The 18,238-nt window shown below is 71.1% G+C and carries 11 protein-coding genes; 8 read left to right on the plus strand and 3 right to left on the minus strand.

What is annotated here, in order from left to right; translation table 11 throughout:
* The first annotated feature begins 29 nt into the window (after window positions 1–29).
* Window positions 30–4,322: an NACHT domain-containing protein gene (locus tag ABR737_RS32530; RefSeq protein WP_350254403.1), complete on the plus strand. Its 4,293-nt coding sequence runs from the start codon at window positions 30–32 to the stop codon at window positions 4,320–4,322.
* 315 nt (window positions 4,323–4,637) lie between these two features.
* Window positions 4,638–5,585 (plus strand): bifunctional riboflavin kinase/FAD synthetase, encoded by a 948-nt coding sequence (locus ABR737_RS32535; RefSeq protein WP_350254404.1) that lies wholly within the window; start codon window positions 4,638–4,640, stop codon window positions 5,583–5,585.
* Window positions 5,586–6,215: 630 nt separating this feature from the next.
* On the opposite strand, the gene ABR737_RS32540 is transcribed toward ABR737_RS32535, so the two are convergent.
* From ABR737_RS32540 to eccE, 3 genes are all read right to left on the minus strand, one after another.
* Window positions 6,216–9,299 carry an SCO5717 family growth-regulating ATPase gene (locus ABR737_RS32540; RefSeq protein ID WP_350254406.1) on the minus strand — a complete coding sequence of 1,028 codons (3,084 nt, stop codon included), beginning with the start codon at window positions 9,297–9,299 and terminating at the stop codon, window positions 6,216–6,218.
* A 334-nt stretch (window positions 9,300–9,633) separates the two neighbouring features.
* Window positions 9,634–10,482: a hypothetical protein gene (locus ABR737_RS32545; RefSeq protein ID WP_350254408.1), complete on the minus strand. Its 849-nt coding sequence runs from the start codon at window positions 10,480–10,482 to the stop codon at window positions 9,634–9,636.
* Window positions 10,482–11,708, minus strand: a complete 1,227-nt coding sequence (eccE, locus tag ABR737_RS32550; protein WP_350254410.1) for a type VII secretion protein EccE — start codon at window positions 11,706–11,708, stop codon at window positions 10,482–10,484. Before eccE ends, ABR737_RS32545 begins: the two co-directional genes overlap by 1 nt.
* A gap of 345 nt (window positions 11,709–12,053) precedes the next feature.
* Between eccE and eccB the strand changes: the two genes are divergently transcribed.
* The 6 genes from eccB to ABR737_RS32580 all read left to right on the plus strand — a co-directional run bounded on the left by eccB (window position 12,054) and on the right by ABR737_RS32580 (window position 18,194).
* Window positions 12,054–13,673, plus strand: a complete 1,620-nt coding sequence (gene eccB, locus ABR737_RS32555; protein WP_350254411.1) for a type VII secretion protein EccB — start codon at window positions 12,054–12,056, stop codon at window positions 13,671–13,673.
* Between the two features lie 390 nt (window positions 13,674–14,063).
* Window positions 14,064–14,387, plus strand: a complete 324-nt coding sequence (locus ABR737_RS32560) for a WXG100 family type VII secretion target (RefSeq protein WP_350254413.1) — start codon at window positions 14,064–14,066, stop codon at window positions 14,385–14,387.
* Between the two features lie 125 nt (window positions 14,388–14,512).
* Window positions 14,513–14,806, plus strand: coding sequence for a WXG100 family type VII secretion target (locus ABR737_RS32565; protein WP_006602760.1), 294 nt, complete (start codon window positions 14,513–14,515; stop codon window positions 14,804–14,806).
* Between the two features lie 325 nt (window positions 14,807–15,131).
* Window positions 15,132–16,277 carry a type VII secretion-associated serine protease mycosin gene (gene mycP, locus ABR737_RS32570; protein ID WP_350257010.1) on the plus strand — a complete coding sequence of 382 codons (1,146 nt, stop codon included), beginning with the start codon at window positions 15,132–15,134 and terminating at the stop codon, window positions 16,275–16,277.
* Window positions 16,278–16,297: 20 nt separating this feature from the next.
* Window positions 16,298–16,645 carry a hypothetical protein gene (locus tag ABR737_RS32575; RefSeq protein ID WP_350254415.1) on the plus strand — a complete coding sequence of 116 codons (348 nt, stop codon included), beginning with the start codon at window positions 16,298–16,300 and terminating at the stop codon, window positions 16,643–16,645.
* Window positions 16,646–16,685: 40 nt separating this feature from the next.
* Window positions 16,686–18,194 (plus strand): hypothetical protein, encoded by a 1,509-nt coding sequence (locus ABR737_RS32580; RefSeq protein WP_350254417.1) that lies wholly within the window; start codon window positions 16,686–16,688, stop codon window positions 18,192–18,194.
* The last annotated feature ends 44 nt before the right edge of the window (window positions 18,195–18,238 follow it).

Genomic DNA, 18,238 nt, shown 5'->3' on the forward strand with positions numbered 1-18,238 from the left:
GGGGACGGCACAGGGTGAGAGGACCGGCGATGGCATTGCTGGATGCCGATGCGGACACGGCACTGGTGCGGATCCGTGATCTGGCAGGTCGGACACGTGGTACGGGGTTCCTCGCGGACCACGACGGCACCGTGATCACCAGCCACGAAGCGGTGGACGGCGCCGCGCAACTGGTGTTGCAGCCGATGGCGGACGGTGCCGGAGGCGGCGCGGCCGGGGGCGGCGGATGGACGTGCGTGGTGGCGGCCGATGCGCTGACGCCCCTGCCGGAGGCCGGGCTCGCCCTCGTACGGGCCGGCGGCTTCGGGCCGCACCGGCTCACGCCGCTGCCCATCGCCGCGGCCCGGCCGGCCGCGGGCACGGCAGTACGGCTCTGGGCGGGCGGCTGGCTGGACGGCACGGTCGCCGGGCCGGGCTCCGGGGTGATGTACACGGCCACCGAGCGCGTCCACCTCCTCGACGACACCCTGGAGCTCGGCCTGTGCGCCGGAGGCCGGGAGGCGCTGCGACTGCGCGGACTGGCGGTCGGCGGGCCGGTGCTGGACGCCCGGACCGGAGCGGTGCTCGGCATCCTCGGCACCGCGCTGCACCCCCAGGCTCCTGGCCGCGGCCGGGCGGGGGAGAGCGCCTTCGGGCGCCGGGCGGGCGGCTTCGCGATTCCGCTGCGCGCGGTCGCCGAAGGCGCGCCACAAGGCGGGCTGGCCGCGCTGCTGGAGCGCAATGCGGCGACCGTCCCGGCCTACGGCAGCGAGCTGAACCCGGCCGGCGCGCGGCATCTTGCCGAGCTGTCGATGCCGTCGACGGACTCCGCCGAGCCCCCGCGGCCGTGGCGGGAGCCGGTCGAACGGCCTGAGGCGGCCGCCGAGTTCGCGCGCTTCGAGGAGGGCCACGGGACGGCACGGGCAAGCGTGCTGGGGCTGGTGGGGCAGCCGGGATGCGGCCGGAGCACGGAACTGGCCGGGCTCGCGGCACGCCGGGCCCAGGGCCCCGGCCCCGCAGCGACCCTCTGGCTGCGCGGCGCGGAACTGCGGTCCGACGACGACGGGGTGCGCACCGCCGTCGAACGCGCCCTGCGGTCCGCCGGCCGGATCGTCGCCCGGGAGGGCCGCACCGCCGGTGACCCGGCGGACACCACCTCCCAGGCCGTCGCGCGGGAGGCGGCCGCGGCCGGGCGTCCGCTGCTGGTGCTCCTCGACGGGCCGGAGGAGATGCCGTCGGCCCTGGCGCAGGGGGAACGGCTGGCCGGGTGGACCGCCGCGACGGCCGAGTGGCTGTGCACCACCGGTGTGCGGCTGGTGATCGCCTGCCGTCCCGGGTACTGGGAGCGGGCCGGAGCGCTCTTCCCGCCCGGCCTGCTGCACCGGCCGCTGCGTCCGGCGCCCGCGCTGCCCGCCTGCATGGAGCTCGGTGACCTCACCGAGGAGGAGGCGGAGCGCGCTCGCGGCCACTACGGCCTGCCGCCCGGCGCACCGGCCGCGCCGGACGCACGCCATCCGCTGGCCCTGCGCCTGCTGGCGGAGGTCGGCGCGGCGTTCACCGAGGGGGACGGGGCAGGGCGGTGCGCCGACGGGGCGGCGCCGGGCCTCGGCACACCCGACCGCCACCAGATCTTCGACGCTTACCTGGACCTGGTGTGCCTGCGCATCGCCGTACGGCTCGCGGCCGGTCACCGGCCCGCGCTGCGTGGCACCGCCGTGCGCCGGCTGGCCGCCCAGGTCGCAGGGCAGGTGCACGAGGCGGCCCGGCGCTGCCTCGGCCCCGGCCCTGGCGCGCTGGACCGGACGTCCTTCGAGGAGGTGTTCCCGAGGGAGCCCGGCTGGGCCCGTGCGGTGCTGGACGAGGGACTGCTGGTGGCGGCCGGTACCGGATTCCGCTTCGCCCACGAGGAGTTCGGGGAGTGGCTGCAGGGCGCCCATGTCGACCTCGACCTGCTGCCCGTCCCCGGACACCGCGTCGGGCCGGCCGTCCAGGCGCTGCTGCTGCTCGGCAGACGCGAGGGAACGGTGCAACTGACCTTCCGGCTGGCCGAGTTGGTGCCGATGGCGACCGCCCCCGGGGTGGCTCAGGTGACCGCCCCCGTGACTGCCGCCGGGGCCGGTTCACCGGCCGCGCACGCCGTGGACGGACGCAGGTGGGCCGCTCATCTGCTGTCCGGTGTGCTGCTCCGGGTCCCTGACGCGGGGCCGTACACGGGCGTCTTGCGGCTGCTCGCCGACCGGATCACGGAACGGTCCCTCCGGGCGGGCGGCTTCGGGCAGACGGGGCTGGCGGCCTTCGGACCGTGGTTCTGGGAGCGGCTGGCGCTGGCCGACGAGGACCGGATGGACCTGCTGCGCCGCCTGCTGCCGGCCGATGGGCCGCCGTGCGGGCCGGGGCGGCGGCCGGCCGGTGCGAAGCGGTGCGCGGGGGAGGGGGTGGAGGTCGAGGCGGCTGCGAAGGTGGGGGCGGGGGCTACGGGAGCTGGGGCGTACGGGGCGCCGTTGCGGGCCGCGTGGCCGTCGGGGTCGTCGGGGACCGGGCCGTCCTCGCGCTCCGTGTGGCCGTCAGCGTCCGGTTCGTCATCGCTGCCCGACCGGTTGTCGGTGTCCCCTCCTTCCTCGTCGTCCCATCCTTCGTCGTGGTCCGGACATCCTTCGTCGTGGTCCGGTTCATCTCCATCAGCTGGTCCGTCCCTGTCGCCCGGGCCGTCCTCGTGGTCCGACCGGTTGCCGGCGTCCGGCCCGTCCGGGCCGCCCAGCCCGTCCGATCCGCCCGATCCGTCCGGTCCCGCGCCGGGTAATTCGTCGCCCCCTGCCGTAGCCGCCGACGGTCCGGGTGCCGGCCACCGCTTCGCGCCGCCGCCGCGGGTGCGCGTCCACCCCGCCGACGACCCGGCGTCCGACCGGGACGGCGACGGACGGCCGGACGCCACCGGTGGCCCGTGCTCCGCCCCCGCGCGGGCGGGCACCCCCGCCCGGGCGGACACCGGTGGCAGCGCGTCCGCAGCGGCCCCCGCAACCGGGACCCGGCCCGCCGCGGCACGCTCGCCCCGGTTTCTCGATGCCGCGGGCACACTGCTGTGCGCGGATCCGCAGCGGATGCAGCCGTTGCTGTGCGACTGGTTCGACGACGCCCGCCCGCTGCAACGCCCCGGCGCGGCGGACGGCGGTCCGGGCCGGCCCGTAGAGCCTGTGCCCGGCGAGATCACCGTGGCCACCGCCGCGCAGGCGCTGCTGCACACCCATCGCCACCGGGCGCTCGACGCCCTCACGGAGGCGCTGGTGGAGGCCGCACACCCCAGGGGCGACGAGCTGATGGACGCGCTCGCCGAGGACGAGCCGGCCGCGGTGTGCCGGGCCGTGGACCGGTGGGCGCACGACGTGCGCCCTGAGCGGCGGGCCGCCGCCGTGTCGTACGGTCTGCGGGCCGCCCGGCACGTGACCGCGGGAGCCGACCGCGCCCTGCTGCGCTACGCGGCCCTCTGCCTTCTCGCCCGGAGCGCCGACAGCGCCCACCACGGCTCCGCGCTGGCCCTGCTGATGGGTGACCCGGCCACGCGCTCCCGCTTCCTGGACCGGGCGCTGGCCCGTTTTGTCGCGGGGGACCCGCAGCTGCCGCCCATGGTCTTCACCGCCGCCCTCGCCGACCACCCCGAACCGGTGCTGACCGCCTTCCGGGCCCGGCTGATCGGCGGCGCGGGGCCACCGGTGGCGGCCGCCCTGCTGCGCATGCTCGCCCGTGCCGATGCGCCGGACCTCGTCGCCCGCGTCGCCGACCTCGTCCGTGACTGCGCCCGGCACTGTCCGGAGCGTGCCGCACGGCCGGTCGCGGAGTTCATCGACCGCCGCCTCGAACGGGGCCCGGCCGCCCGCGCCGCGCTCCGCCCGCTCGCCGTGGAGCTGCTGACCGGCTTCCCCGTAGCGGTCCGGTGCGCGCTCGCCGCCGTGCTGGCCGAGACGGGGCGTGGCGATTCGGTTGCGTTGCGCCGCGAACTGCTCGATGCGCTGCTGGCGCAAGAGGCCTCGTATGCGGTGCCGCGCCGCGCCTACGAGGAGAGCGGGGGCCGGGACACCCGTGTGCTGGAGGCGCTGTTGGAGGCCGCCGCCGAGGGCGCGGAGCGGCGGCCGGCGGAGCGCACCAGGGAACTGGTGCACCGCACCGGGATGCTGCTGGTGCGCACGCCGGCGGGCGCGGCCTGCTTCGACCGGCGGCTGGTGGAACTGGGGCGGCGGCTGCCGGGTTTCGCACGGCGGGTGCAGGACTGGGTGACGGACGAGCCGGGGGAGTGGGCGGCAGTGGTGGGCCCCGGCGCCCGTGCCACGCTCGCCGGGTGTCACAGCTGACGGGCGGGACCGTTGGCCGGGGCTGTCGGGGCGCGCCAAGGGGCTGCGGGGGTGCGGCAGGAGGCTGCGGGGGTGTGGCAGAGGGCTCTGCGGCGGCCGGGCGGTGTGGGCCGGGGGCACCGGGCGGCCCGGGGGGAGGAGGAGCCCTTCGTGACCCGCGGGACCGTCCGTGGGATCAGGGCCGCACCGGGGCCGGGACGGCTGCCCTGAGCCACCCTTCGCGCGGAGCATCACCCGCGGCATGGCAGTCTTAGACCTGCGCCATGCCGAATTGGCGCAATGGACGGACAAGGGTTCGGGCGAGGAGCGGGCACTGTGCAGCGCTGGCGTGGCTTGGAGGACATCCCTGAGGGCTGGGGACGCAGCGTCGTCACCATCGGCTCCTACGACGGAGTGCACCGCGGCCACCAACTGATCATCGGCAAGGCCGTCGCGCGCGCCCATGAGCTGGGGATCCCCGCGGTGGTCGTCACCTTCGACCCGCACCCGAGCGAGGTCGTGCGGCCCGGTACCCATCCGCCGCTGCTGGCGCCGCACGACCGGCGTGCGGAGCTGATGGCCGGTCTGGGGGTGGACGCGGTGCTCATTCTCCCGTTCACCAAGGAGTTCTCGAAGCTGGCGCCGGCCGATTTCGTGGTCAAGGTGCTGGTCGACAAGCTGCACGCCCAGGTCGTCGTCGAGGGCCCCAACTTCCGCTTCGGGCACAAGGCGACCGGCAATGTCGAAACCCTCGCGGAACTCGGGACCACCTACGACTACACCGTGGAGGTCATCGACCTCTACGAGCGCGGGGCGGCGGGCGGCGGCGAGCCGTTCTCCTCCACGCTCACCCGCCGCCTGGTCGCCGAGGGCGATGTGGCCGGCGCGATGGAGGTCCTCGGACGGCCGCACCGTGTCGAGGGCGTCGTCGTACGCGGTGCCCAGCGCGGCCGTGAACTGGGCTTCCCGACGGCCAATGTGGAGACCCTGCCGCACACCGCGATCCCGGCCGACGGCGTCTACGCCGGCCTGCTGCAGGTCGAGGGTGAGGCAATGCCGGCGGCCATCTCGGTCGGCACCAACCCGCAGTTCGACGGCACGGCACGGACCGTCGAGGCGTATGCCATCGACCGCATCGGCCTGGATCTGTACGGGCTGCACGTCGGGGTGGACTTCGTCGCCTACATCCGCGGCCAGGAGAAGTTCGACACGCTCGACGCGTTGCTGGAGCGGATGGCGGTCGATGTGAAGCTGGCCCGGGGGCTGGTCGCGGAGGCGAGCTGACCGCCACCGGTTGGGGGTGATCGCGGCGGCTGGGGCCTCCGGTTCCGGCTTGCCGGCCTTCCGCCTTTCTTCCTGCGATGGCGGACCTTCGCTGCCGCTTCCGTTTCCCCGGTCTGCCTTTCCGGCGGCTTCCCCGGCCTGCCTTTCCGGCGGCGAAGGCCTTCACCTCCGTGGGTTGCCGGCCCCTGGCCCTCTCACGAGTGTCGGCCCCGCCTCCCGCGCTACGGGTGCTTCCGCTCCCGCGGCCGTCAGTGGGTACCGGCCCTTCCCTCCCTGTTCTGATCCGGCGCACCCCCCCGTATGTTTTTCCCCGCCGCCCACCCCCCTTCGGGGGGTGGGCGGGTGTGGAGGTGCGGTCTGGCCAACTCGGGGTTCGGCGGGTGCTGCGGAGGTGCGGTGTCGCCAATTCGGGTCGGGCGGCTGTGGACGTGCGGTCTGGCCAACTCGGGTTGGGTGGGTGGTGGAGCTGCGGTATCGCCAACTCGGCTGATTTCATGCGGAGTTCGACCGAGAGGGGTTCACTCGTCCGAGGGATGACGTGCTACAGGGCGGGGCCGGCATCTCACTGATGCCGGCCCCGCCCCGTGGTGCGCCATGCTCGTGCCGTTACGCCCGTGCGCTATGCCCGCCTCACTGCGGAGGCGGCTGCTGCTGCCATCCCGGTGCCAGGCCGGGGTGTTGTTCGGGCTGCGGTGCGTCCGGAGCGGGCTGTTGCTGCTGCCAGTGGGCCGGCGGCTGGGCGGGCTGCTGGGCGGCCTGCTGGGTCCAACCGCCTTGCTGGGGCGGGTAACCGGCCGGCGGCTGGCCCTGCTGCGGCTGCTGTTGCGGCTGTGCCTGTGGGGGCTGGCCCTGCTGAGGCTGCCCCTGCTGGGCGTACTGCTGCTGGGCGTACGGGTCGCCGCCCATCTGCTGCTGCGGGTACATCCCCGCTGCCTGCTGTGCCCGCGCGAAGTCCTCGGCCACCAGGGCGGAGAGGTTGAAGTACGCCTCACGGGTCTTGGGCCGCATCATGTCCAGGTCGACCTCGGCACCTGCGGCGAGATGCTCGTCGAAGGGGACGACCACCACACCGCGGCAGCGGGTCTCGAAGTGCGACACGATGTCATCGATCTTGATCATCTTGCCGGTCTCGCGGACACCCGAGATGACCGTGATACCCCGCTGCACCAGGTCGGCGTAGCCGTGCGCGGACAGCCAGTCCAGGGTGGTGCTCGCGCTGCTCGCACCGTCCACGGACGGGGTGGAGATGATGATCAACTGGTCGGCGAGGTCGAGCACTCCACGCATCGCGCTGTAGAGCAGACCCGTACCCGAGTCGGTGAGGATGATCGGGTACTGCTTGCCGAGGACGTCGATCGCCCGTCGGTAGTCCTCGTCGTTGAACGTCGTGGAGACCGCGGGGTCCACGTCGTTGGCGAGGATCTCCAGGCCCGAAGGGGCCTGCGAGGTGAACCGGCGGATGTCCATGTAGCTGTGCAGATGCGGGATCTCACCCACCAGGTCACGGATGGTCGCACCGGTCTCGCGCCGCACCCGTCGGCCGAGCGTGCCGGCGTCCGGGTTGGCGTCGATCGCCAGGATCTTGTCCTGCCGCTCGGACGCGAGGGTGGAGCCCAGCGCGGTGGTCGTGGTGGTCTTGCCGACGCCGCCCTTGAGGCTGATCACCGCGATCCGGTAACAGGACATCACCGGCGTGCGGATCAGCTCCAGCTTGCGCTGGCGCTCCGCCTCTTCCTTCTTCGCGCCCAGCTTGAACTTGGACGGCTGGGCATTGGCGCCCGGCTTGCGCTTCTTGGGCTGGTTGCGCAGCAGCCGGTCGGAGGTCAGTTCCACCGCGGCGCTGTAGCCGAGCGGCGCGCCGGGAGCGGCCCGCTGCTGCGGCTGCTGCTGACCCGGCTGCGAGTACGACGCGTAGTTCGCCGCCGCGTTCGGGTCGCCGGCCTGCTGCCCGGGGAGCGGCTGGTAGGCCTGCTGGGGCTGTTGAGCCTGCTGGCCCTGCTGCGTTTGCTGCGCCTGCTGGGCCTGGGCCTGCTGAGCGTGCTGGGCCTGCTGCGCCTGGGCCTGCTGAGCGTACTGAGCCTGCTGGGCTTGCTGCGCCTGCGCCGCCTGGGCTTGTGCCGCCTGGGCCTGTGCTGCTTGGGCCTGCGCAGCCTGGGCTTGTGCCGCCTGCTGGGCGGCGGCCTGCTGCTGGCTGTAGCCGGCCTGCGCCTGCTGGGGGTACTGGCCCTGCTGCGGGTAGCCCTGCGCACCGGCCTGCGGGTAGCCCTGCGCGCCGGTCTGCGGATAGCCGTAACCGGACTGCTGCGCCGCTGCGTGCTGCTGCGGCTGCTGCTGGCCCTGCTGGGGGTAGCCATAGCCGGACTGCTGCGCCGCTGCATGCTGTTGCGGCTGCTGCTGGCCTTGCTGGGGGTAGCCGTAGGAGGTCTGCGGGTAGCCGTACGCGGCCTGCTGCTGGCCTGGGACGCCCTGCTGCTGTTGCGGGTAGCCACCCTGCTGGGCGGGCTGTCCCTGCGGGTAGCCGGCCTGCGGCTGCTGCGCCTGCTGTTGCTGCTGCGCCGCTGCGTGCTGCTGCGGCTGCTGCTGGCCCTGCTGGGCGGCCTGCGCCTGCGCCTGCGCCATCCGCGGGTCCGCCGGCTGGAACTCCGCCGGCAGTGGCGGCAGGGTGCCCTGCCCGGGCACACCCTGCTGCTGTCCCTCCGCCGCAGCGCCCCACGGAGCACCCTGCTGAGGCACGCCCTGCGGAGTCGTCTGCTGCGGGACGCCCTGGTGCGGAACCCCCTGCTGGGGCGCGCCCTGCTGGGGCGCGGCCTGTTGTGGCTGGGGCTGCGGCTGCGACTGGGGTTGCGGCTGTGGCTGCGCCTGGGCCGGGGCGGGCTGTCCGCCTTGCACCGCGGCATCGGGCGCGGGCGGGGGAGGGGTGACCGCCTCAGGGGCGGGAGCTCCGCCCTCGGCGGCGTGCGGCGGCTGCGAGGCCTCGGGCTGCGGCACCGTGGTGGGTGCGGCCTCCGGCGTCACCGCGGGCGCGGCGTCGGCCTCGGGCTCGGGCCTTACTTCCGCCTCGGCCTCGAACTTGGCCTCGGCCTCGGTCGCGCTCGCTGCCTTCGGATCGTTGTCATCGTCGTCGCCCCAGAGGGAGAACGACGGGTCGACACCCGTGCCCGAGCGGCGATTGGCGGCGTCCGCAGCGTCGTCCGTGGCCGGTGCAGACGCCGCGGTCGGCTCGGGGCCGGGAGTTGTGGTGGCCGGTGTGGCATTGCCGGCCGCCGGTGCGTCACTGCCGGCCAGCGGTGCGCCGATGCCGGCGGCCGGTGCGTCATTGCCGGTGTCCTGCGGGCGCAGGGTCGGGAAGCTCGGCGGAGCGGCCTCCACGGGCGGCGGGGTCGCCGGCACACCCTGCGGCGGAACCCCGGGCGCACCCTGCTGCGGCTGCTGCGGCTGCTGTGGCGGAATTCCGGGCGCCCCCTGGGCGGGCCCGGGCAGCGGCCGGCCGGTGGGCGGGCCGAGCGGGGGCTGGGCGGCGGCGGGCGGAGCGGTGGGCGAAGACGCAGGAGGAGTCGCGGGGGAGGCGGCACTCGTGCCCCCACCACTGGTGTCGTTGCTCGCGTACCAGGCCGGTGCGGCGAAATCGATCTTGAACTCACCGGTCAGGTCGAACTCGGACTGGTCGTCGTCAGGATCGTTTCCGTCCGGACGGAAAGCCTCCTGCTCGTTCACTGTGCCTCCTGGTGTACTGCAACGCACCTGAACGGCAGGACCGGATACAGGCGGATCGATCGGATGTAGCGGAAGTCGGAACACACCACCCGGGGTTGCGCCAACACTAACTGTCTCCGTCCCCGTATCGACTGCCGTCGTGCTGTGCTCCTGCGGCTCTCCTGCACAGCCTAATCAAGACTCGGCCCATAGCGGCAGTCGGTGCCATATCGTCTTCAAGCCCCTCGGCACGCTGACGGGCGCACCCGTGGGTGCGCCCGTAACGCCGTGCCTGCGGCCGGTGGTGTACGTGCGGAGCGCGGTGCCCCGAAGGGCAACCGGCCCGCGGGGTCGGTCAGTCCATACGGCGCGGGCCGCCGAGCAGGTTGGTCTCCGCGTCCGTGGGCTGGGTCATGACGAACTGGTGGCCGTCGCGCGAGCACCACAGCATGGCGTTGTCGCTGAGCGTCGGCAGCACCGCGCCGACCTGCTCCGGCAGCCGCATGATTCGCGTCACAACCTCGGTCTCCTCGGGCGAGAGCCGCTGCAGACCGACCAGGTCGGCACGGCTGAGCATCTGCGGCGACCGCGGCCCCAGGAAGGGCAGCACGGTCAGCACCGACTGCCAGGGGCTCGGGGCGAGCTGATTGCGCGGCGGCCGTGCACCCATGTCCCGTACGACCAGCACCGGGCTGGAAACCGACGGACCCTGGGGCGCGATCTGACGCACATCGTGGACGGAGACGCACTGCTGCCCGCCGCCCGCGGCCTGCGCCATCTGCCCCCAGGCCGGCGGCCGCGCCGTCTCGACCGCGACCCGTGCGCCGGTGGCGACCGTACGCAGCGCCAGCACCTGCGCCATCCACATGCTGCCGACCAGCGCGATCTCCAAGGGCGCCGGTCGCAGCAGGCTCAGCACGGCGGGCTGGTTCTGCGGGTCGATGCCGATGATCACGCCGTCGTCACCGACCGGCAGGGTCAGCGAGGCGAGTGATTCCGCGGTCAGGATGTGCGGGCTGCGCCGCGGGCCGCGCAGGCCGAAACCGGGCCGGGGCTGCGGGCCGTTCGCACCCGACTGCCCTTCGTCCGGGCGCGGCTGGTGCGAGAGGCGGCCGCCGCCACCGGTGCCGCCGCCCGCGACGGGGGGATTGCGCCAGCCGTTGCCGCTGGTGTTGACGCGGGGCTGATAGGTGGGAGAGGCCATCAGCGGGTACCTCCGAGGGGAAGCGTGGCCAGCAGGCCGGGCAGCTGTTCCCGGTCGAGCCGTACGAGCCCGACCTTCACGGAACCGGAACGGCGCTCCAACTCGCTCTGCGCGGCGGAGAGCTCGTTCTCACTGCGGGTGGAAAGACGGACGTAACCCGAGATGGCCGGGGCGCGGCCGTTGCCGTGCGTGGCGGCCAGCGTGAAGGTGCTGGCCATCGCCCTGGTGCTGGTCAGCAGCTGGGTGACGGCCGCCAACGGGGCACCGCCCTGGCCCAGTTGGGGCCACCGGCCGATCCAATAGGTGGTGTGCCAGCGGTCGTCGCAGCGCATCGCCCGGGTTGTCTCCTGGGTGCGGCGGGCCGCCCGGCCGTCGCGCCCCATCGCCCCGTTGGCGGCCCGCGGGCTGACGCACACCGCGGTGCCGATCGCGGCCACGACCTCCCGCTCGGCGAGCACCTTGGCGCGTACACCGTGTGCGGTCAGCCGGCTGACGAGCTGGTCGGCGGCGCGCAGCAGCGAACGCTTGGCGCCCTCCATCCCGCCACCGCGGGCCTCGATCGCCTCCGAGCACAGCTCGGGGTCGAGCTTCAGGGCGATCCACGTCAGCTGCAGCGCCGGCGTCTGCGACTGGGCCTGCAGCGGCGCATACGAACGGGCCGCGACGGCCTGTTCGGGCAGGTGCGGGGCCGGCGCGGGCTGGGTGTACTGGACGAACTGCACCGATTCGAGGTGGATGTCCTCGATGTCGAGCGCGGTGTGCAGCACCTCGAGCGGCAGCATGTGGCTGCCGCGCTGCGGCCGCAGCGGCTCGTCACGGGCATCCACCTGGACGAGAGCCGTCAGGAACGTCCCGTCACCGACGAAGCCGATGGCGCGCTGGTCCGATTCGGTGGTGAACTCGTAGGTCCGCAGGGCCGGTTCGCACTCCACCACCGGCGCGAAGGCGGGGTCCACGCCCTGCGTCGCCGCGAGCGCGGAGTTGCTGTCCTTGCCGCGGCGCTTCATGGCGCGCACGGTCGTGATCCATTCCGGCAGCGGAATCCTCCGCCGCCGGCCGAGCGCGAAAATGACCAGAAGAGCCGCGATCACAATGGCCGCGGTCAGTGCGGCCGGGTGGATCGTCCAGCCCACCAGCACCAGCGCCGCGGCGAGTTCGATGATGGCCAGCTGCTGGACGCGCACCCCACCGATGGTTCCGGCCTGTTGGCGCAGCCGCGGTGCCACCGGACCGGCCGGACGGGCCGCGGAATCCCCGCCGCCATTTCCTCTGTTGCCCGAAGCTGTACCGTTTTGGTCAGCATTTCCCGCGTATTGCGGGGCAGCGGAAGGCTGTTGCTGCTGTTGCCGCCCATTGCGGCGTCGAGCCCTGGTGGCGCTGGACATCCCCCGGCCTGCTCCTCTACTGGTGGTGTGGCCTCTGGACGTGTCGGTCGCCCGCTGAGACTGGTGCGTTGGAAGGTGGCACCCGTACCGTACGGGTCGATCGACACACGGCATAGTAGAGGGCGCTACGGCGTGAGTGCCGGGGGCGGTCGAGGTAGATCCGACAGGCGGGGAGAGAAAGCAACAATGGCATCACGTCGGGACGAGCTGAATGCGTATTCGTTTGCTCGAAAGCGCACGAATGCGGCATTTCTGAAGCCGCTGCCGAACGGATCGATCGAGAGCGCCCCCAAGCCGCTCAAGGCGGTGGTGCCGAGTATCGTCATGGGTGTCGTGATGCTCGTGGGATTCGGTGCGTGCGGCATTCTCAAGCCGGTTGCACCGCAGGGGTGGGACGAGGTCGGCAAGAATGTCATCGTCGGGGACGAATCGACCACGCGTTACATCGTCCTGGAAAGCCACCACCAGAAACTGCTGCACCCCATCCTGAATCTCTCCTCCGCCCGGCTTCTTATCGACCCGCAGTTCAAAGTCGTCAAGGTCAAGGAATCCGAGCTGGACGGAAAGCTCCCGCACGGGCCCGCCCTCGGTATTCCGTACGCGCCCGACCGGCTGCCCGGCTCCGAGGACGCCGACAAGCCGAAGACCTGGGCGGTGTGCAACCGCCCCGGCACCGGCACCAACTCCAAGCCGCAGCAGGCCGTCTTCGTCCTGGCCGGCAAGGACAAGAAGCTCGTCGAGGACAAGGGCAAGCTCGACGTCCATCAGGCGCTGTACGTCGAGGACCCCAAGGGCAAGAAGTGGCTGGTCGACAACCACGGCATGGCCTTCGGGTTCAACTCCACCCGGATGGGCGGGTGGGCCGGCAGCAGGGTGGACGGTGACGCCCTCCTGCGCCGGATCGTCTTCGGCCCCAACGCCCAGCCGCAGAAGGTGTCGCAGCAGTACATGGACACCCTGCTCACCCTCCCTGACCAGCTCTCCATCAGCATGCCGCAGGTCGAGCAGGCCGGAACGATGACCAATGCCCCCAAGGTCCCGGAGAAGGGCAAGCGGGTCGGCTCGATCCTCGAGGACAGCGACGGCCAGAAGTACGTCGTGGAGAAGGACGGCGTCGAGCAGGTGACGAAGTTCGTCGCCAGGCTGCTGGAGCAGGGCTCGAACGCGAGGAAGCTGCACTCCGACGGTTCGCCGATCGTCCCCGTACCCGTCGCCGCCAGCAGCATCTCCCCGAAGAAGGACGACTCGGGGAACCTGACGACGTACCTGGGGAAGACGTTCGGCGACTTCGATTCGCCGTGGCCGAAGGAAGCGGTCTCCCCGGCCAACAACTTCGGTTCGCAGGGCGGCGGGCTGGTCACCCCCACGCGCAGCGGCGTGTCCTGCAGTGTCTACAACGGCACCAACAACAAGTACCCGGGCGGCGAGGAGAAGCAGCTCGGCTACCCGAACGGTGTGCCGGACATGCAGACCTGGGTCGGCAAGGACTACCCGGCCAAGCTCGCCAGCGGCGCCAGCTCGTACGTCACCCCCGGCAGCGGCCTGCTGTACACCGAGGTGCCCACGCCCCAGGCGAAGAGCGGCAGCCTTTTCCTGGCCACCGACACGGGGCTGCGCTACTCCGTGCCGCGGAACAACGACGGCGGGGACAAGGCCGGCAACGACAAGCAGGAAGTCGACCAGTCGAGGCTTCACCTCGGCTACGGCGGCACGCACCCGCCGCTGATTCTGAAGGCCTGGTCCACCCTGCTCTCCGAGGGGCCGGCGTTGGACATCCGCAGCGCCAAGAAGCCGCAGTCGTCCTGAGGGGAGTACCAGGTCCTGAAGGGCCTGGGCTTCAGAAGTGCACGAGGTCCGCGCCGTTCCGTCACGGGAATCGGCGCGGACTTCGGTGTCCGCATTCCGTGCACCGTAGAATTCACCGCGGTCGCCGCGGCCTTCCGGGTGCGATCTTCGTTACTTCCCTGCGCCCGGACCTGACCGATAGCATCGCTTTCGTCCGGTTCCTTTGAACGGCGTTTCCATGGCGGCCAGTTGACGATGTTGTGATCCCGTCACAAGAACGCTCCCCCTGTTGGGAACAGGCTTATGGAGTGGTTAAAGTAGCCAATGGCGTCAGCAGGAGATGCCTACCGCGGGAGCGCCTGTGGCGGCATGCCGCGGTACGACGTACAAGTCTCATGGGGGACGTTGACTATGGCTGGTCAGCAGTACACAACCACCGAGGAGGAGATGGTCGCGTTCAGCGGCAAGATCTCCTCGGTCAACCAGTCGATCCAGGGCGAGATCTCTCGCCTGAACACGGTCGTCGACACCATCACGTCTGGTTGGAAGGGTGCTGCGGCCTCCTCGTACAACCAGCTCCAGTCCAAGGTGAACGAGGACGCCACCCGTCTCAACCAGCTTCTGGGTGAGATCAAGGAAGCGATCGACTCGACCACGAAGAACTACTCCGCCTCCGAAGAGGAGCAGGCCCAGTCGATCTCGCACATCTCCGCCTCGGCTTCCCCGTTCGGATGATGGAGCCGCGCCGCATTCCGCGGCGCAACGGCTCAGCGGCCTCAGCCCGGGCCGGGCGGGCAGTCCCCGCCGGCCCGCTGTGGCACGTGCATCGACCAGGCTTCAGCAACTCCTGAGGAGACACCATGTCAGGCCAGATCCTCGTCAATTTCGCGACGATCTCGCAGGCCAGTTCCGACGTGCGCGGTACGGCCAACAACATCCGCCAGCAGCTCGACGACCTCGAGGCGGGCGTCAAGAAGATCGCCGCCAGCTGGGAAGGTGCCGCGCAGGAGGGCTACCAGGCCCGCCAGCGCGAGTGGGACCAGCGCGCGGCCTCCCTGCACTCGACGCTTGAGGCCATCGCCAAGGCGCTGGACCAGGCCGCCCAGAACTACCAGGCCACCGAGCACAAGAACTCCGGTATCTGGGCGGGCTGACCTCACGGCAGCAACGGTACGGATAGCGACCGGCTGAGCAGCCCGAAGGCTCGCACAGTGGTCAATGAGGGCGAGCGCGCTGCATCAGTGCGCTCGCCCTTCTGCCGTCCGATACCGCTCCGCAATACCCCCGCCATCTCCTCCACACCGCCCCTTTCTCCGCCGTTTCCTCACTCCTTGCCCCTCACTCCTCGCCCCGACCGTTCCGTCACACATGGAGAGCAGACAACCCGTGGGATCTCGCGCCATTGGTCATCGAGCCGGGCACCGTCGCCGAGCGGCGAGCGCACTGGTTCTGGCGGTGTGCATTGCCGGCTTGACGAGCGTGACCGCCGCACCGGCGATCGCGGACGAGAACGTGCCGCTCAACAGCGGTGAGTGCAAGTTCGGCACGGACAACATCGCCGAGACCCCGTGGTCGCTGCAGCGGCTCCTGACGAATCAGCTGTGGGCCAACGGAATGAAGGGGCAAGGAATCCGTGTCGGTGTCATCGACACCGGTATCGACGACGGTAACCAGCAGCTGAAAAGCGCGATCGGCAGCGGCGGCAAAACCTTTGTCAAGGGCAAGCCGACCGAGGACAAGGTCGGTCACGGCACCAAGGTCGCCGGCATCATCGCCGCCCGCCCGATCAGGGGTTCCGGCTTCTTCGGAATCGCGCCCAAGGCCACCGTCATCCCGTTCCAGCAGACCTCGGCCGAGAAGGCCGGAACCGCCGACAGCCTCGCCAAGGCCGTGGACAAGGCCGTGGCGGAGGGCGTTGACATCATCAACATCTCCCAGGGAACCGGCGCGGACCGACGCCTTCTGCCCACCCTCGAGCAGTCGATCGCCCGCGCCAACGCCAAGGGCATTCTGGTGGTCGCCTCGGCCGGCAACGGTGGTGCCGACGGCGGTGAAAAGAACATGTACCCCGCCGCGTACTCGAACAAGTACCCCAACGTCTTGGCAGTGGCCGCCTCGGACCGCAACAACGAGCGTGCGCCCTTCTCACAGTCCGGAAACTTCGTCCAGATCGCCGCCCCCGGCGTCGACATGGTCTCCACCGTCCCCGACGGCGGCAACTGCGTCGACCAGGGCACCAGCTTCTCCGCGCCGTACGTAGCGGGAGCCGCAGCCCTTCTCAAGGCCAAGCACAAGGACTGGTCGCCGCAGCAGCTCATCTGGCATCTCGAACAGACCGCCGAGCGTGTGCGCAAGGACCGCGACAACTTCATCGGCTGGGGCGTCGTCGACCCGGTGGCGGCTCTCAACGACGACACCGAGCCCACTGCCGAACCCAAGCCGGACAAGCCCTCGAACATGGCTGACGGCTCCGATATCCATCCGGTCGCGGTCACACTCGGCGAGAGCCCCGAGGACCGGCGTGCCCGTGTGGCCGTCTACATTGTCGGCGGCGGGCTTCTGGCCGTCGGTACGGTGGTGGGTTGCGCCATCGCACTTCGTGACTGGCGTCGGAAAACTTCATAGCAAACACGGGGAGGCCAAGGATGGCTAACGATTCCTACCGCGTCGATCTTGACAGGCTCGATGACGTCGTCAAGAAGCTCAACAACGTGCTCAAGGACATGCAGAGCGCCTCGGGCAAGGCGAAGAGCGGGACACACCTTCCGGAAGGCTCGCTGGGCAAGGGGTTCGAGGAGGAGGGCGAGCTGCGGCAGAAGCATGCCGATATGAAGACCTTCATCGAGTCGGACGTACTCGGTAAGCTCGAGCATTTGATCGGTGATCTTCAGAAGAAGACTTCGAAGGCTCATGGCGCCTATCAGGACCAGGAGCAGGACACGAGCAATGCGATGAAGAACGGTCAGTCTTCATCGCAGAACAAGTACTCCTGAGTGGCAGTCATGAGCTCACAGAGGAAGAGGGGGTAGGGACGTGGGTAGTCGCGCGGACGATAAGTACGCACCACAGGACAAGTGCTATGCCATCGAGAACTCCACGAAGTTCTACAAGGTTGACTTCATGGCGCTGAAAGCCATGGTGGCCGATGCGAAGCCGGAGACAGTTGCCGGCGTTTCCCAGGCCTGGAAACAGGTGCACGACGCGATGGTGGTCGACAGCGGCGGTGGCATCCGCGCCTACTTCGACAAGGCCATCGACGAGGTCTTGGAGCACTGGGACGGCGACGCCGCGAAGGCGTTTCGCGAGCGTGCCAAGAAGATCAGCGAGAACATCGGGAACGGTGCTCTGTACGCCAAGAACGTGAGCGAAGGCATGGGCCGCGCACACGAGGCCCTGAGTTCGTACAAGCAGCACCTCGACGGCATGGAGATGCCTGACTGGGGCGACCGTGCCTGGGACTGGGCGACCGACCACATCGACCGCCAGGACAAGAACGCTGACGCACAGCTTGCCGGTGGGAAGAGCGCGACTCAGGTCGTCAAGGACAATGAAGACGACCTGTCAGCGCAGAAGGAGACGCAGCTGAAGGCTGCGGCGACCATGGAGTACCTGGGTGCCGCCTACCGGACCAATGCGGTAGCTATCGGGAAGCCCACGCGTGTAGGGGTTGACGACGACCCAACCTCCATTCCGCCGCCGGACAACTCGGGAATCCCGCCGGTTCACTACCCCCTGCCGGCAGCTGTCACCAAACCCAAGGGAATGTCGAAGGGCTCGATGAAGCCCATGGAGAAGGGGCCAGGGTTCTCGGGCGACGGTGTGAAGACGCCAGGGATCAGCGGGGGTATCGGCAACACGATGCCGGCCCCGGGCTCCCTCACGCCGCATGTGGGCACGGGTCTTGAAAGCCTGACTCCTCCGCAAGGCGGCGTGGGCCCCGGCGGAGGCGGCGGAACCATCCCAGGCGGTGGTGGCATCGGCCCCGGCACCGGAGGCATGAGTGGTGGCACCGGCCCTGGCGGCGGCACCGGCCCCGGCCTCGGGGGGCTTCCCGGTGTGCCGGGCGGCATGAACGGTGGCGCCGGTGGTCGTTCTGGTGGGACCACGGGGAGCGTTGGTGGTCGTACTGGCGGGACCACGGGCCCCGGGGCTGCCGGGCGTGGGGCTGGACGTGCAGGCATGCCAGGTATGGGCGGCGCGGGTGCGGCAGGCGCCAAGGGCGGTGCCAAGGGGGCCGGGGGAGCCGGGCGTGGTCTTGGCCTCGCTCGCCAGAAGGGTGGCGTGGTCGGCGCTGGTCCAGGAGGCAAGGCGGCCGGTGGCTCCCAGGGCGGCTCGGGTCTCCACCGAAGTCGCGGGGGTGCTCAGTCGGGCGCCGCGGCTTCCGGTAGCCGTCGGTCGGGCGGGATGCCCGGGGCGCACGGTATGCATGGAGCCAAGGGCAAGAACGACAAGGGCCAGAACGGCGAGCGGCCGGACTACCTGGTCGAGGACGAGGAGACCTGGACGACCGACCGCAATGTGGCTCCCAAAGTGATTGAGTAGCTAGCCTTCGGGTGTGACAGCGGCGGAAACGAGGTGGGCCCGCA

Origin of the sequence: Streptomyces sp. Edi2 (assembly GCF_040253635.1) — a bacterium.
Taxonomy (GTDB): Bacteria; Actinomycetota; Actinomycetes; order Streptomycetales; family Streptomycetaceae; genus Streptomyces.

Bases quoted from the DNA above. Each gene is read 5' to 3' on its own strand.
- ABR737_RS32530 (WP_350254403.1), top strand. From the start codon at position 30: ATGGCATTGCTGGATGCCGATGCGGACACGGCACTGGTGCGGATCCGT.
- ABR737_RS32545 (WP_350254408.1), bottom strand. From the start codon at position 10,482: ATGGCCTCTCCCACCTATCAGCCCCGCGTCAACACCAGCGGCAACGGC.
- eccB (WP_350254411.1), top strand. From the start codon at position 12,054: ATGGCATCACGTCGGGACGAGCTGAATGCGTATTCGTTTGCTCGAAAG.
- ABR737_RS32560 (WP_350254413.1), top strand. From the start codon at position 14,064: ATGGCTGGTCAGCAGTACACAACCACCGAGGAGGAGATGGTCGCGTTC.
- ABR737_RS32565 (WP_006602760.1), top strand. From the start codon at position 14,513: ATGTCAGGCCAGATCCTCGTCAATTTCGCGACGATCTCGCAGGCCAGT.
- ABR737_RS32575 (WP_350254415.1), top strand. From the start codon at position 16,298: ATGGCTAACGATTCCTACCGCGTCGATCTTGACAGGCTCGATGACGTC.